This is a genomic window from Acinetobacter bereziniae LMG 1003 = CIP 70.12, from assembly GCF_000368925.1.
Taxonomy (GTDB): Bacteria; Pseudomonadota; Gammaproteobacteria; order Pseudomonadales; family Moraxellaceae; genus Acinetobacter; species Acinetobacter bereziniae.
Map to the genome: position 1 here is coordinate 1165850 of NZ_KB849755.1, position 15338 is coordinate 1181187.

14 protein-coding genes, 3 tRNA genes and 1 riboswitch are annotated in these 15338 nt (G+C 38.4%); of the genes, 13 read left to right on the forward strand and 4 right to left on the reverse strand.

Going from position 1 to position 15338, the window contains the following annotated elements:
- Positions 1-68 precede the first annotated feature (68 nt).
- A complete protein-coding gene (locus F938_RS07400; protein WP_004828285.1) occupies positions 69-1091 on the forward strand; it encodes an outer membrane protein assembly factor BamD in 1023 nt (340 codons plus the stop codon).
- 147 nt (positions 1092-1238) lie between these two features.
- The gene (locus tag F938_RS07405) at positions 1239-3152 is read left to right on the forward strand and encodes a DNA primase (RefSeq protein WP_005030729.1); all 1914 of its coding nucleotides are present in this window, start codon (positions 1239-1241) and stop codon (positions 3150-3152) included.
- 522 nt (positions 3153-3674) lie between these two features.
- Here the strand turns inward: F938_RS07405 and hemA are convergent.
- Positions 3675-4961 carry a glutamyl-tRNA reductase gene (gene hemA, locus F938_RS07415; protein ID WP_005030732.1) on the reverse strand — a complete coding sequence of 429 codons (1287 nt, stop codon included), beginning with the start codon at positions 4959-4961 and terminating at the stop codon, positions 3675-3677.
- A 77-nt stretch (positions 4962-5038) separates the two neighbouring features.
- Between hemA and F938_RS07420 the strand changes: the two genes are divergently transcribed.
- From F938_RS07420 to panD, 10 genes are all read left to right on the forward strand, one after another.
- Positions 5039-6751, forward strand: coding sequence for a tetratricopeptide repeat protein (locus F938_RS07420; RefSeq protein WP_005030733.1), 1713 nt, complete (start codon positions 5039-5041; stop codon positions 6749-6751).
- 8 nt (positions 6752-6759) lie between these two features.
- Positions 6760-7359 carry a lipoprotein insertase outer membrane protein LolB gene (lolB, locus tag F938_RS07425; RefSeq protein ID WP_005030735.1) on the forward strand — a complete coding sequence of 200 codons (600 nt, stop codon included), beginning with the start codon at positions 6760-6762 and terminating at the stop codon, positions 7357-7359.
- A 25-nt stretch (positions 7360-7384) separates the two neighbouring features.
- Positions 7385-8212 (forward strand): 4-(cytidine 5'-diphospho)-2-C-methyl-D-erythritol kinase, encoded by an 828-nt coding sequence (gene ispE / locus F938_RS07430; RefSeq protein WP_005030737.1) that lies wholly within the window; start codon positions 7385-7387, stop codon positions 8210-8212.
- A 4-nt stretch (positions 8213-8216) separates the two neighbouring features.
- A tRNA-Gln gene (locus tag F938_RS07435) sits at positions 8217-8291 on the forward strand.
- 30 nt (positions 8292-8321) lie between these two features.
- Positions 8322-8396, forward strand: a tRNA-Gln gene (locus tag F938_RS07440).
- Positions 8397-8486: 90 nt separating this feature from the next.
- Positions 8487-8561: transfer RNA gene (locus tag F938_RS07445), tRNA-Gln, on the forward strand.
- Between the two features lie 36 nt (positions 8562-8597).
- Positions 8598-9551, forward strand: a complete 954-nt coding sequence (locus F938_RS07450; RefSeq protein WP_004828271.1) for a ribose-phosphate pyrophosphokinase — start codon at positions 8598-8600, stop codon at positions 9549-9551.
- A gap of 97 nt (positions 9552-9648) precedes the next feature.
- The gene (gene rplY, locus F938_RS07455; protein ID WP_004828269.1) at positions 9649-9945 is read left to right on the forward strand and encodes a 50S ribosomal protein L25; all 297 of its coding nucleotides are present in this window, start codon (positions 9649-9651) and stop codon (positions 9943-9945) included.
- 20 nt (positions 9946-9965) lie between these two features.
- The gene (pth, locus tag F938_RS07460) at positions 9966-10544 is read left to right on the forward strand and encodes an aminoacyl-tRNA hydrolase (RefSeq protein ID WP_004828267.1); all 579 of its coding nucleotides are present in this window, start codon (positions 9966-9968) and stop codon (positions 10542-10544) included.
- A 155-nt stretch (positions 10545-10699) separates the two neighbouring features.
- On the forward strand, positions 10700-11080 hold the full coding sequence (panD, locus tag F938_RS07465; RefSeq protein WP_004722504.1) for an aspartate 1-decarboxylase: 381 nt from the start codon (positions 10700-10702) through the stop codon (positions 11078-11080).
- Between the two features lie 59 nt (positions 11081-11139).
- Here the strand turns inward: panD and F938_RS07470 are convergent, their stop codons facing one another.
- On the reverse strand, positions 11140-11754 hold the full coding sequence (locus F938_RS07470) for a GDYXXLXY domain-containing protein (protein WP_005030740.1): 615 nt from the start codon (positions 11752-11754) through the stop codon (positions 11140-11142).
- Positions 11751-13580, reverse strand: a complete 1830-nt coding sequence (locus F938_RS07475; protein WP_026040305.1) for a DUF2157 domain-containing protein — start codon at positions 13578-13580, stop codon at positions 11751-11753. Before F938_RS07475 ends, F938_RS07470 begins: the two co-directional genes overlap by 4 nt.
- A gap of 171 nt (positions 13581-13751) precedes the next feature.
- Positions 13752-13910, forward strand: a riboswitch (FMN riboswitch).
- Between the two features lie 109 nt (positions 13911-14019).
- Between F938_RS07475 and ribB the strand changes: the two genes are divergently transcribed.
- Complete coding sequence (ribB, locus tag F938_RS07480; protein ID WP_004828260.1) at positions 14020-14679, forward strand: 3,4-dihydroxy-2-butanone-4-phosphate synthase; 660 nt, start codon at positions 14020-14022, stop codon at positions 14677-14679.
- Between the two features lie 116 nt (positions 14680-14795).
- Here ribB and F938_RS07485 read toward each other — a convergent pair whose 3' ends face one another.
- The gene (locus tag F938_RS07485) at positions 14796-15278 is read right to left on the reverse strand and encodes a DUF1289 domain-containing protein (protein ID WP_004828258.1); all 483 of its coding nucleotides are present in this window, start codon (positions 15276-15278) and stop codon (positions 14796-14798) included.
- Between the last annotated feature and the right edge of the window lie 60 nt (positions 15279-15338).

A 15338-nucleotide genomic window follows, 5' to 3' on the forward strand; every position in this document is an offset into this window, starting at 1 on the left:
CTCATTCGGACAAAAGTGGTTTAATAGCGCAATTGTAGCCTATTGCCCGTATCAACAGAGGAATTTTTATGTCGCTACCACGTTATAAAGTCACAATGCTTGCTTTAACTGTAGGCTTAGCAACAGTATTTGTAGGTTGTAGCAGCAATCCCAAGAAAGAGGTTGTCGATACAGGTCCAAAATCAAATGAGCAGACTTATTACAATAATGCGATAAAATCACTAGACCGTGGGCAATACGGTGATGCTGCAAAAGCGTTGGAAGCTATGGATACATACTTCCCAACGGGACAATATGCACAGCAAGCTCAACTTGAACTGCTTTATACCAAGTTCAAGCAAAAAGATTATGAAGGTACAATCGCGCTGGCAGATCGTTTCATTCGCTTAAATCCTCAGCACCCAAATTTAGACTACGCTTATTATGTCCGTGGTGTGGCAAACATGGAGCAAAATTATGACAGTTTGCTTCGTTATACTTCGTTGAAACAAGCACATCGTGACGTAGGTTATTTAAAAATCGCTTATCAAAACTTTGTAGATTTGATTCGTCGTTATCCATCAAGCCAATATTCGGTTGATGCTGCACAACGTATGAAGTATATCGGTCAAGAATTGGCTGAAAGTGAGATGAATACTGCCCGTTTCAATCTTAAACGTAAGGCTTATTTGGCTGCAATTGAACGCTCGCAATGGGTCATTGAACATTATCCACAAACCCCACAAATTCCTGAAGCTTTAGCAACCATGGCTTATGGCTATGACAAACTGGGCGACAAAGATACTGCACAACAATACAAAGACGTGCTTAAGCTGAACTATCCAAACCTTGTTAAATCAAATGGTGAAGTGAATATTCGTGCTGCACGCAAAGAAGGCAGTTGGTGGAACCGTGCGACCCTTGGTATTTTAGGTCGTGGTGAAAAAGCAGAAGTATCAAAAGATACAAATACTGAAACATCTTCAAACTCAGAACAGCAGTCGAGCTTATTGAATAAAGTTAGCTTTGGCTTGCTTGATCGTCCAAATCGTGAAGTTTCAAAAGAACCTGCTCGTGCAGATGAAAGCCTTTATGACGGTCAACGCAAATAAGGTGTGTTAAGAAATATCATCTTTGATATGACTTCACCGCGACAATTCAAGACGGGTTTTTACCCGTCTTTTTTATTCATGGATATTTTTAAGGTTAAAACTGCGTTAAACTTTAAATGACTTCAAACGATATATGACTTAAATTTTATGGCTATTCCTCAGCACACAATAGATCAAATTTTAGATCGTACCGATATTGTCGATCTGATTGGTCAACGTGTGAAATTGAAAAAAACAGGTCGTACCTATTCAGGTTGCTGCCCTTTTCATCAGGAAAAGTCTCCTTCTTTTCATGTATATCGTGATAAACAGTACTATCATTGCTTCGGTTGCCAGGCAAATGGTAATGCCATTCGTTTTCTTATGGATATTGATAATCGAAACTTTATCGATGTCATGAAAGAGCTTTCTAGCCAAGCTGGAATCGAACTCCCTAAAGATAATCAAGACAATAAAAAACTTTCTTATAAACGCGAAACTGTAAAACCACAAGTTAAGCCTCAAGCCCAAACGCAAGAGGATAAAAATGCAGCGTCAAAAACACAGGAACAAAATACAGAAGCCGCTCCTTCTTTTGAGATTGATCCTTTTGAAGCGTTTAGCCAGTATCCAGACCCCGAACATTTTGATCCGACACAATTTGATCAAACCGGATTTGTACAACCACCTCAAGACGGGAATCTTTACGACCTGCTCGAAAATATTGCACAGTTTTATGAACGCCAGTTACCACATAGTAAAGTTGCACAGAACTACTTCAGACATCGCGGTTTAAGCACCGAGACGATTCAATATTGGCGTTTAGGTTATGCACCTGAAGATTGGCAACATTTAGAAAAAGCATTTCCTCAAGATATTGAAGGTCTAAAATTACTTGGACTGATTCGTACCAGTGATAGTGGGCGTGACTTTGACTTACTTCGTGATCGAGTAATATTTCCTATCCGAGACAGTAAAGGTCGAGTCGTTGGTTTTGGTGGTCGTGCGTTAAATGACGAAATCAAACCCAAATATATTAACTCTCCTGACTCTGAAGTCTTTCATAAAAATCAACTGCTGTATGGATTATATGAAGGACGTAAAGATCGTGCCCAAAACTGGCTCATGGTTGAAGGCTATATGGATGTTATTGCTTTACAGCAAAATGGAATCTCTGGAGCAACAGCAACACTGGGTACGGCGAGTAATGCAGACCATTTAAGCATTTTATTTAAACAGAACAATCAAATTACGATCGCCTTTGATGGTGATGCCGCAGGTCAAAAGGCTGCTCGACGAACTTTAGAAATTGCTTTGCCTTTATTGAATGATGGGCGTGAACTTAAATTTTTTGTGCTTCCTAAAGAACATGATCCTGATTCTTTGATTCGTAAAGAAGGCTTAGAGACTTTTCAACGGATCTGGCAACAGTCACCGCTATTATCAGACTTTGTCTTTGCACTATTAAGTCAAAATTATGATGTCACCACCCCTGAAGGAAAAAGTCAGGTCATGGCAGAACTGAATCAATTGACTGAATTATTGCCTAAACAAGGTTCATATCGTTATCTGTTAAGACAGTTTTTTAAAGAAAAATTAGGCTTCAATCGTAAATGGCAACCGCAAGTCAGCTTGGATGCATCACTCTCATTTAATATTCGCACCAAAGACGAAGACTTTGCAGTGGCGATTTTAATGCAACATCCATTTTTATATATTCACTTTGAAGTGTTACGTGCATTTATTCAACCAGATGAATTGTTAGCAAAAGTGCTCGCTGTATTTGATCGTATTTTTGATGATTTACCCGATGATCAAGAACTAGCGACCTATTATATTTTAGGTGCTTGCAGTGCATACCACTTAGAGTTGTCTGAAATTATGCAACGAACCAATATCCAAGCTTTAACCGAAGCTCCAGAAATGGCGGATAAATTGGCATCGGACTACTCTCTGGCATTACAAGAAAAGTATTTAAAGCAAAAACTTAAAGCACCAGCCTCATTAAGTGAATCTCGTAATTTACGCAAACAACTCAATGAATTAACCAAGCAAATTAGTTTAAAGTTAGTTCATAGTTAATGTTTTATAAACTCTTCATTGATCATATCAATTATTTTGTAATACAAAAAATTCATGTGACTGTTCGCCTCTTCCATTGAGGAATCATAAGGTTTATAAACATTTAGATATATACGTTCTTGAAAGTTTTCATCACTAAAAAACTTATTTGTTGAATACAGGGAATTTGTTTGTGAATTTAAACTTTCAATCATAAGCGCATCCCATATTCGTGCTGAATAGTCTAAATAAAAACAGTACAGTTTAGGTTTTTGAAGATCCTTATAACATTCATCGACAGAATCAATAACCTCCAAAATTCCTCCCTGAGTATAGATGTTATGTAGATCATGGATTGCTTGTTTCAATAGCATGTCATTATCTTTTACAGGCTTTGCGAAACATTCAATTGAGATCAGTAATAATATGAATAAATATAAAGTTTTAAGCATTTTAATTTCTGTATTCTAATTTGATAACACGAGTATATATGAACAATATTTGTTGAAGCAAAAAGCTTCACTACATTACTTTCTTAAATCATTATTTTGCTTTAGGTTTTCGTTCTTGCTCAAAAATATCCTGAATATTTTCTTTCATCCATTCAAAATGTGATGGATCTTCATCCTGAGCTGCTTGACGCAGTAGAATTGAGGCAGGATGTAACAGTTTTTGGGTTAAGCGGTGGGCAAAATCTTCTAATACATGTTGGGTATCTTCACCTGCTTGAATACGCTCTATTGCATGTGCAAGCTCTGCTTGACGTTGCTCTTCGCCATGCTCGCGGAATTGCTGAATCGTACTGCCAGCATCTTTGACTTTCTGGTGTGTAACCAGTTGAGTGACCAGTTGATTGACCATCACCTCTGCTTCAACCGCAGCTTGGCGACGCTGAGCGAGATTTTCATCAATCACACTCTGTAAGTCATCTACACCATACAAATACACACCATCCAAACTTTCAACTTTCGGATCTATATCACGAGGAACAGCTAAATCGACCATAAGCATCTGTTGATAACGTCGTTTTTTTAATGCCGCTTTTACATCTGTATAAGCGATCACTTGATGTAAGCTTCCAGTACAACTTGAAATCACATCGGCACGATAAAGTTGTGTTGCAAGTTCATCAAAAGCAATAATTTCTACTTCGACACGATGGGCAATTTCTTGTGCTAACTTTTCTGCACGTTCACGACTTCGATTACAAATGAGAATTTTTGCCACACCCATTTCAGCCAAGTGTTTAGCCACCAAACTATTCATTTCACCTGCAGCAACCACCATCACTGTCAGTTTTTCAGGTTTGCTAAATACCTGTAAAGCAAGCTGTGCAACGGCATAACCCATCGATACGGCATGACTTCCCACAGCAGTTTCAGAGCGCACACGTTTTGCTGCATAAAAAGCATATTCAAAAATTTGATTGAGATTTTGTGAAACGATTTCTGCATTTTTAGCAATCGATAATGCGGATTTGACCTGCCCAAGAATCTGAGGCTCACCCAACATAAGAGAATCTAAGCCACTTGCAACACGCATCAAATGTGAAACAGCATCTGTATTTTCATAACGATATACATGATTTGACAATTGCTTTACATCAATACCATTGGTTTGGGCGAGCCAATTTAATACCATATCGGCATTTTCAGCCATGGCGTAGACTTCAGTGCGGTTACATGTTGAGACCACCACCATATCATTCAAATTTTGGCAGTGGCTTTGCTCCGTCAGCAAATCTTTTAATCGTTCTGGATTAAAAGCGATCTGCTCACGAAGCTCAACAGAGGCAGTTTGATGGTTGACACCCAATGCAAAGAAAGACATATCAGATCATCATTTCGCTAAATTTATGCTATTGTGCAATAACGGTGTCATAAAAAGCATACTTGGATTCGGAAAACTTGCGTCAAATAAACAACCGCTTAAGCGGCATGACAATTAAGCAATATTCTACCACATTCTTACTGGTTGGTAGCATGGCTTCTAGTGCTCATATTAGAGCATCTGGAGAATTTTATCATGCAAAATATAATACAAATGCATTAAAACAAAGCATCATTGCTGAATTTTCACTGGCATATAATGATACAGCAACTGCTTTGCACAATTATACGGTGTTGGCAATTCGCAGTAATTCCACCACCATTAAACAACGTGCGCTCAATGTAGCTATTGAGCAAAATGATTTAAAAGCAGCATTAGATATTGCAACACATTGGGTTGTACAAGAACCTGAAGATGTTCCTGCAAAATTTTATTTGGCACATATTGCACTCAAATCACATGAGTATGAACTGGCTGCTGAAACGCTCGACAGTATTCTTACAATCGATCCAAACGCGGATTTAGAAAAAATTCTAGAAGGAATTGCCCCTGAGTCTGAAGTTGACCGTCAAAATCTACTCAGCACACTCAGAGCAAGCAAAGAAAAAAATAACCCTTCCGTGTTAATCTTAATTGCTGGCTTAGAAGCGCAAAGTGACGAGATTGAACAAGCCCTTAAAACAGTCAATAAGGCATTGAAAAAACGCCCGAAAGTGACTGGTTTTATTCTTATGAAAGCCAATCTACTTGAGGCATTAGGCGATCAGGAAGAAACCTTAAAATGGTATAATCGTAGTAGTCGCAAAAATAAATATAACTATGACATTCGGTTGGCAGAAGTTAAATATCTGATTAAAACCCATCAATCTGAACTGGCATTAGATAAATTAGAAACCATAATTCAAACCTGGCCAGATGCTGAAGAAGCTTTGTTTATTGCAGGTTTAACAGCAATTGATTTAAAAAAATTTGATCAAGCTGAACAGTATTTGGTGGAATTACGTTATTCCTCTCGCTATCAAAACGAAGCTTATTTTTATTTAGCAGTCAATGCCGAGCGTAAGCAAAATGATGAAACGGCAAAAGCCTATTATCGTTTAGTAGATGGAAATTTATATACGGTTTCACGTCGTAATCTCGTCTCGATTTTTGAGAGACAAAATAAAATGAATGATGCTCTGCGCTTTTTAACTCAGGAACGTGTAAATTATCCGCAACATGCAAGTTTCTTATATCAAGCGCAAGCTGAAATTTTAAAACGTATGGGCAATAAAAAAGCAGCTTTAAGTTTGCTTAATGAAGCTGTCAAGAATCTGCCCGACGACCCCGAAATTTTATACTCTGAAATTTTATTGCTAGACCCTTTTGAAAATCGCGATATTCTGGACAAAGCACTTAAACAGCTATTGAATTTAGAACCCAATAATCCAGCTTATCTAAATGCTTATGCTTATACGTTGGCTTTGCAAAATCGACGTCTAGACGAAGCACGTCGCTATGCTGAACATGCTTTAGAATATGCACCCGATCAAGCATCTATTTTAGATACTCTGGGCTATATTACCTTTTTGCAGAATGATTTTGATGCAGCCTCTAATATTCTCTCTAAGGCTTATAGTTTGAGTCATAGTATTAATATTGGGATTCGTTATGCAAAGTCTTTGTATATGCAAGGTGCATTGCCACAATTTAATGAAGTGTTACAACAACTCAAACAAAATCATCCAAATGATCCTCAATTAAATCAATTAGATTCACTAATATTACCGCAACATATTAAAAAGAGTTAATCGCCTATATGCGTCACATTCAGCAGATCATCTTCGCCCTTACTGCAACAGCAACACTTGTTTTTACTGGGTGTCAGCAAGTCGTTAAGCCTGTCCCAACCACACCAACACAGGTACCTACAGATGGTTCAACTCAAAAGCCATCAAATCAATTCAATTTAGAGGGAAAAATTGGGGTAAAAACCCCAAAACAATCTGGCAGTGCTTTCTATACATGGTCGCAAAATCAACAAGATTTCAATATTCAGCTCAATGGTATCTTAGGTATTGGTAAAACCATTATTGAAGGAAAATCAGGTGAAGTGACTTTAAACAGTTCTAAGACTGGGTTAATTTCAGCTGAAAGCCCAGAAGAACTTCTTGAAAAAGCCACCGGTTGGGTCGCTCCCATCACGCATATTGTTGACTGGGTACAGGGCTATCCTGCCACTGAAAATGCACAAGTTGCACATGACTCAGCACAACGTATTACTCAAATTGTTGAAGATGGTTGGACAGTAGATTTTAGTTATAATCATCAGGCGACTTTACCCAACAAACTAATTTTAAAGCAACAACTTGAATCAGGTCAGGAAAACCGTATTACAATGGTGATTCAAAACCGTTAAATCTCAACATCAGGCAATCAAATCTATGCTTCGTGTTCCCTCACCTGCAAAATTGAATCTGTTTTTGCATATTACTGGTCGCCGTGAAAACGGTTATCACGAGTTGCAAAGTATTTTTCAGCTCATTGATTTATATGACTGGCTAGAATTTAGCCAAAGAGATTCCGATCAAATCGTGATTGAGGGATTGGAGAATGTCGATCTGCAACACAATCTGATCTACAAAGCTACACAAATGCTGCTTCCTTATGCGAAACACGCAAGTGGCTTAAGTATTCGTATTGAAAAAAATATTCCAATGGGTGCTGGCTTAGGTGGTGGCTCATCAAATGCGGCAACTACATTGATCGTGGTCAATCAATTGTGGCAATGTGGGTTAAATACTGAACAACTGGCAGCATTTGGCGTTAAATTGGGTGCAGATGTTCCTATCTTTGTGCATGGTCGTAATGCTTGGGCAGAAGGTATTGGTGAACACTTAACATTCATAGACTTAGATCAAAAACAATACATTGTGTTAAAACCTGATTGTTTTATCAGCACTCAACGACTTTTTTCGCAAAAAACATTGACAAGAGATACGAAGCCTACTAAATTTTGCGCCTATCAGCTAAAGCCATCTGATTTCAGAAATAGCTTTGAGCCATTGGCAAGAAGTTTATACCCTGAGGTTGATGAAGCAATGCAGTATTTAGATCAGTTCGGTACAGCAAAGCTTACAGGTACAGGTGCTTGTGTTTTTGTTGAAGTCACTGAACAAATGAAGATTGATGATATTTTAAATCATTCACCCTGCAAAGCCTTTTTGGTCAACAGTTTGAATGAATCACCACTCACTCATTTTAAAGTGTAATGATAGGGGCGTCGCCAAGTGGTAAGGCACCGGGTTTTGATCTCGGCATCCGTTGGTTCGAATCCAGCCGCCCCTGCCATCATTTTTCACCTGTAGATCGTTGTATTTTAGGGGCGTCGCCAAGTGGTAAGGCACCGGGTTTTGATCTCGGCATCCGTTGGTTCGAATCCAGCCGCCCCTGCCATTTTCTCAAAAAAGACAGAACATGGTATTTGCATTTAATGTTGATTTACCTTGACAGAAACATGCAAAAACACTAAAATTCTGCCGCATTAGGGGCGTCGCCAAGTGGTAAGGCACCGGGTTTTGATCTCGGCATCCGTTGGTTCGAATCCAGCCGCCCCTGCCATCTAATTTCAAATCTGCCAACCGCCAAGGGTGCTTCATGCCCAATCTTGTCGTTTTTAGTGGAACTGCGCATCCACAATTCGCCCAAAAAGTCGTTAGCCATCTGCACATTCCTCTTGGAGCTGCTGCTGTAGGTAAATTTTCTGATGGTGAAATCACTGTCGAAATTACTGAAAATGTGCGTGGTAAAGACGTATTTATCGTACAGCCCACTTGTGCCCCTACCAATGATAACCTTATGGAAATCCTGGTAATGGCTGATGCATTGCGTCGTGCAAGTGCTGGTCGTATTACTGCTGTAATTCCTTACTTTGGTTATGCTCGTCAAGACCGTCGTCCACGTTCAACTCGTGTTCCAATTACAGCAAAAGTTGTCGCAGATATGCTGACGACTGTTGGTATTGACCGTGTTGTCATGATCGATTTGCATGCTGACCAAATCCAAGGCTTCTTCGATATTCCTGTAGATAACATCTACGGTACACCTGCTTTACTTGCTGACTTGCGTCAACAACAGCATCACAACCTGATGGTGGTTTCACCTGACGTTGGTGGTGTTGTGCGTGCACGTGCTGTTGCAAAGCAAATGGGTGATATTGATCTTGCAATCATCGATAAACGTCGTCAAAAAGCAAATGAATCACAAGTGATGCATTTGATTGGTGATGTACGTGATCGTGACTGTGTAATCGTGGATGACATGGTGGATACAGCTGGTACATTGTGTAAAGCTGCCGATGCATTAAAAACTTTTGGTGCACGTAAAGTGGTTGCTTATGCAACACACCCTGTACTTTCAGGTAAAGCACTTGAAAATTTAAGCAAATCTGTGATTGATGAATTGGTTGTTACTGACACAATTCCACTTTCAGAAGAAGCATTAAAACTTGGTAAGATTCGCCAAGTTTCAGTAGCAAGTATGGTTGCTGAAACAATTCGTCGTATTAACAACGAAGAATCTATTAGCGCAATGTTTGATTCTTATCTATAATAGCGCAAAATTTTCAAAGCCCTGCCCTTAGGTGGGGCTTTCTATCACTGGACTGGTCGAAAGTTCAGTCAATTAAACTCAATGAGGAAATGTCATCATGGCAAACTTCGTATTAAATGCAGTAGCACGTGAAGAAGCAGTTCAAGGGAAAGGTTCGAGCCGCCGCCTTCGTCTTCAAAACAAAGTTCCAGCAATCATCTACGGTGGTGCTGCTGAACCTGTAGCAGTAACTTTAGAACTTCGTGAGCTTGTTAAAGTTTTAGAAAACAATGCTTTCTTTGAAGAAGTTGTTGAAATCAACATCGATGGTAAAGTTGAAAGCGTTAAAATCCAAGCGTTACAACGTCACCCATCTAAAAACACTCCTATGCACGCTGACTTCAAACGCGCATAAGTGTTTAATGGTGTAAATGAGTGAGTAAACTTTCACTGATTGTTGGTTTGGGTAATCCAGGTTCTGAATATGCCCAAACCCGCCATAATGCAGGCTTCTGGTTTGTTGAACGCCTTGCAGAGCAATATGGCATAACTTTAAAAACTGATTCAAAATACAAAGGAATCAGTGGTCGCGGCAATATAGAAGGACAAGATGTTCGTCTGTTACTGCCAACAACATTTATGAACCTTTCTGGTCAAAGCGTTGTTCCTTTCGCAAAATTCTATCAAATTAAACCAGAAGAAATTCTCATCGCCCACGACGAACTGGATATGGATCCAGGTGTAATTCGTTTAAAAACTGGCGGCGGACATGGTGGTCACAATGGTCTACGTGACATTGTTCCACATATCGGTTCTAATTTTCATCGTCTTCGTATAGGTATTGGTCATCCTGGCGCAAAAGAAAAAGTATCAGGACATGTACTTGGCAAAGCACCAAGTAGTGAACAAACACTGATGGACGATGCTATACATCATGCTTTAGCGAGAACGAAATTATTGGTCAATGGTGAGATTCAGCAAGCAATGAATCAAATCAATGCTTATAAACCATAATTCAAAGCTCAATTTTTACATTCTTTGTTCAACAATTTTTCTTGCTATGATTCATTTTTAAGAGCAAAATGCGCTTTCAAATGTATCCCCCCTATTGAAAATTGTTGATCCATCGCAAGATAACAATCGTAAGGGCAACTCTGGAGACGCGCATTATGCTATCTCGTTTATTAAAAGCAAAAATCCATCGTTGTGTTGTAACACAAGCAGAACTACATTATGAAGGCTCTTGTGCAATCGACGGTATTCTCTTGGATTTGGCTGGTATTCGTGAATATGAAGAAATTCATATGTGGAACGTGACCAATGGTAAACGTTTTACAACTTATGCGATTCGTGGTGAAGAAGGCTCAGGCATTATTTCTGTCAATGGTGGTGCTGCACTTCAAGCTGATGTGGGTGATTTAATGATTATTGCAACCTTTGGTGACTTTACCAACGCTGAAGCAGATGCGCATAAACCTCGCCTTGTTTATGCAAACCCAGATAATACGGTGAATCACACAGCAAACTGTATTCCTGTTCAAGTTGCTTAAGCAACAACAGAGCATTAAGAACCCGCACAATAATGCGGGTTTTTTGTTATCCAACCAACTTATAACGCTTTATTTGCTGGACTAAATCCATCTCGCCAATGTTGTTTATTTTCGCAGTCCAAATCTTGTAACTGCGCTCCTCTTAGAGATGCAAGGATTGTATTACCCTGTTGATCAACTTTAAATTCTGCATACTGCGCAGCTTGATAACATTTCCCTAAACCTTCAGCGAACAAGAAACTTTTTGATGCTGGATATAATGATGTATATCGATTATCTGGGTTTTTTAATATTAACCGAGTAGTTTTTACATTTTTCGGCGGATCAAAATAAGTATGAATCACTCGACGCTGTTGATCTAATTCTACAAAGGTCAAAACCGAAGAGTTATTTTTTATACGTTCATCATAATAATGCCCTGAAAACACCTGACCGACTGTCTCAGTAGTTTCATTAGTAGGTTTTGTAGGATGAAGTCTTATGTCCTGAGGCACTAAATAAAGCTGATAGCGAAGTGCCATGTAATCCCCTTGAATAAAGGAACGTGGATCTACAGGCTGTAAACGAACATAGACACTCTGACTATTCTTCAAATGCTGTTCATTCTTAAAAATAATTACTAGAAAGAGAACTATGCTCATTAAAGCAAGACAAAGAGGAATGATTTTTTTCATGTATTTTCCCTCTCTACTGATTGGAACTTATGTAACACCCAAGTCAATGCCAACAACAATAATCCTGAGCTAAAAATACTTAGACTTTTAATCAGGAAGCTGACATTTAAAGCGTAGTAAATAAACCATAAGGTCAAAGCCAAAGTGACCAAAGCTAATCCGTAGACGATCTTATCGTGCTGTGACAATGCCCATGAAAGTATCGCCATACAGATAAAAATTTCAAAATAACCATAAAATATCAATACTGCAGCAAAAGCCAACAATATGACTTGGGCAACCACGCTAAATTGATTGCGAATCCGCAACATCATAAACAAAGCCAACCATAAAATAGGTAAGCCCAAATTCAGAATAGGAAGATATTTGATTTTTTCTAATTCATATTGCCCAAATAGTGAATAGAAGCCTAAAGATGACAGAATAATCAGTAAATTAGCCAAAGCTAAACTTCGTTGGTATTGACTATGTTGAACACGCTGCACCCAAATCATTGCCAAATAAAACCCATAACTCAATAAGGTCAAATATGAAAAATTTTCAATGAAACGATGTACGCCAAATAGCGTGCTTAAATCCCAGATCAGTGCAATACCAGATAAGTACAAAACAAAAATTTGAATAAAAATAAAAAACCAATGGCTACGAATAAAATAACTGAGAGACAGCATAACCAGCTGAATAAAGAAAATAGGAAAGAATTGATCTGTTAATTCAAAGCTATGGAAAATTACAGCATTTTGCCCTGCAATCCATATACAATATGCAAACTGTCTTAAAAATAAAGCGTGTTTATTTTTTAAAATAAAGGCAGCCAGCACCACAAAAACGGCTCCCATAATTAAGGAAAAATTACCCCAAAAAGTCAGCATCAATGATGCTAATACAATACCTGCAATCCATGCGCCTACAGCGATCGGAATGTTATTAAATCTGTTTTGAGGAATAAACTTAATTAATAAAACAGTAATCAGTGCAAACCATGCAAAAACCAGTAATGCGATTAAAAATAAACCGAGCACCTCTGATTCTCGAAAAAAGCCATTCATCCACTTGAAAATCACCAGTGTAAAAGTAATCCCCAAACCAACGGCTGAAAGTACACTACACAGTTGATCTTTTTTTCGATAAAAATAAATAAATGCGACAGAAAGCAGAAAAAAAGACGAAATCAAATAGGCGATTTTGACGTTTAATAAGGTAAAAATCATAGCTGTGGCATATGCTAACTCACCATCACCATATAAAAATAAACCCATATGCCAAATCGAAAGAATGCTAAACCCTAAGATAAAGAGATAACGTAATTTTTGATAATAACGAAGACAAAAATAAAACTGAAATAATAAAAGAAGATTTAAACTAAAAATGAATGTGACAGGATATTCATCAGCCCAAAATGTTTGTTTAAAAAACAAAAATAAAGTGAGTTGGCTAGTGATACATAGTAAGGTAAAAATACCAATATTGTGACGATATAACCAAGGAAGCAATAAAATAGACCAGATCAAAAACAGTAAATAACTGTCCGCTCCCGTTTGGTAAATTTGACCGATGACCGCCAAACTTAAACCGATCATTAAGCCACTAATCGTATGTAAACATTGCACTAAATAATCATGTCGAACAAAGAACAGACTTGAGCATGCACTCAACAATAATAAGACTTGCGGAATTGCCAACTGCAAAGCTTGTGGCAACATAAACCAATTCGCTGCGGTTAAATACAAAATACTGACAGCAATGAGCGTAAATCCCAAAACCTGCAAATGTTGAACGAAATGATCATTCCGCCATGAATATATATCTTGCTGTATATTCATCAATGCACTCCCCCCTACTTATTGTTTGTTGTTTATGAATATCACTATGAAGATAGATACTGTTGAATAATGTATAAATTTGATTATTTTCTATAGCAAATATTGTTCTAACCATAGTACTCATCATTCTAAAAAAAGCATCCATTCCAAGAAAAACTGGCTATAATGACTTTACATCGCTTCAGGGCGGGGTGTAATTCCCCACCGGTGGTAAATTGGACTGATTTTTAATCATAAACCAAAAGCCCACGAGCCTATCACTTGAAATCAGTGATTCGCAGATTTGGTGAAATACCAAAGCCGACGGTATAGTCCGGATGAAAGAAGACGACGTCACAGCTTAAAAATTTCAATATTCGTTATTGGAAAAGGTTTTGTAACGCCACTATTTCACATGTCCTGAAATGTTCAACCGTATTTTCACTTTTACGAGAGCGTTTCAATGTCTAGTTTAATTCAACCTGAAATTTTCTTTTCTGCATTATCTCCAGCAGAACAACGTATCCAGCAAGCTTTAGAAGATATGCGCCAAGGCAAACCTGTTTTGGTCATGGACGATTTTGATCGTGAAAACGAAGCTGATCTAATTGTTGCTGCGGAAACACTCAATGTTGAAACCATGGCGCGTATGATTCGTGATGGTTCTGGTATTGTCTGTTTGACACTTACCGATGAACTCGCTGACCATCTTGAATTACCACCTATGGTACAAGACAATTCGAGTCAATTTAAAACAGCATTTACCGTGACCATTGAAGCTGCCCAAGGGGTTACAACAGGCGTTTCAGCAAAAGATCGTACCACTACGATTCATGCTGCTATTAAAACTGGTGCTGTAGCAAGTGACTTAAACCGTCCTGGTCATGTTTTCCCATTACGTGGTCGTGCTGGTGGCGTATTAACACGTCGTGGTCATACAGAGGGTTCAATTGATTTGGCTCGTATGGCAGGTTTAAAACCAGCGGGTGTGCTTTGTGAAATCACCAATCCTGATGGAACAATGGCAGCTGGTATTCAAGTGCTTGCTTATGCGCAGACACACCATTTAACCGTCATTACCATCGAAGAATTGGTGCAGTACCGCCTCAAACACAATATTTAAAAATCTACTCCATAATTTAGATTGTGGTGCTTCATAATAAAATCCCAATTCAAATGGTTGAATTGGGATTTTTTGTCGCTTTAATTTATTTTTAAAATATGTATTTTTGTTAAGATCTAAACATCTTCCAAATGCAAAATACTCTGTCGAATACCATCTGCGCGTAACCATGCAAAATCATAACTTGCTGTTGCCAAAGCCAAAACACGACGCTCAAACTCATCCCATAAAGGTTTCACTTGTTTCGATTGAATCCCCAAACCACTTTCTTCTGCCAAATGCTTATTTTTTTCACAAAGTTTTAAGGCATGATAAAGCTTGCGACCTTTTGATGCCGAATCCAGTACACGAATACGTTTGCCTTGAATAAAGCCTTCTATATGTCTTAAATCTGCAAGTGGAAGCATTGGAACCAAAATTTGATCTAACTGCGCATCTAAGCGCTTCCAAACCGCCAAACGTTGATCTGAATTATAAGTGTTCCATTGAATGACTTCGTGATTAAAACGGCGACAGCCGCGACACACAGAATCACCAAATACCGTTGAGCAACGACCAGCGCACGGTGTTAAAGTTGGTATTCGACGCTCATTACTCAAAATAGACTCCTTACATCCACAAAACCACACAGATTTTTAGCATAAAACATCATTTCGCAA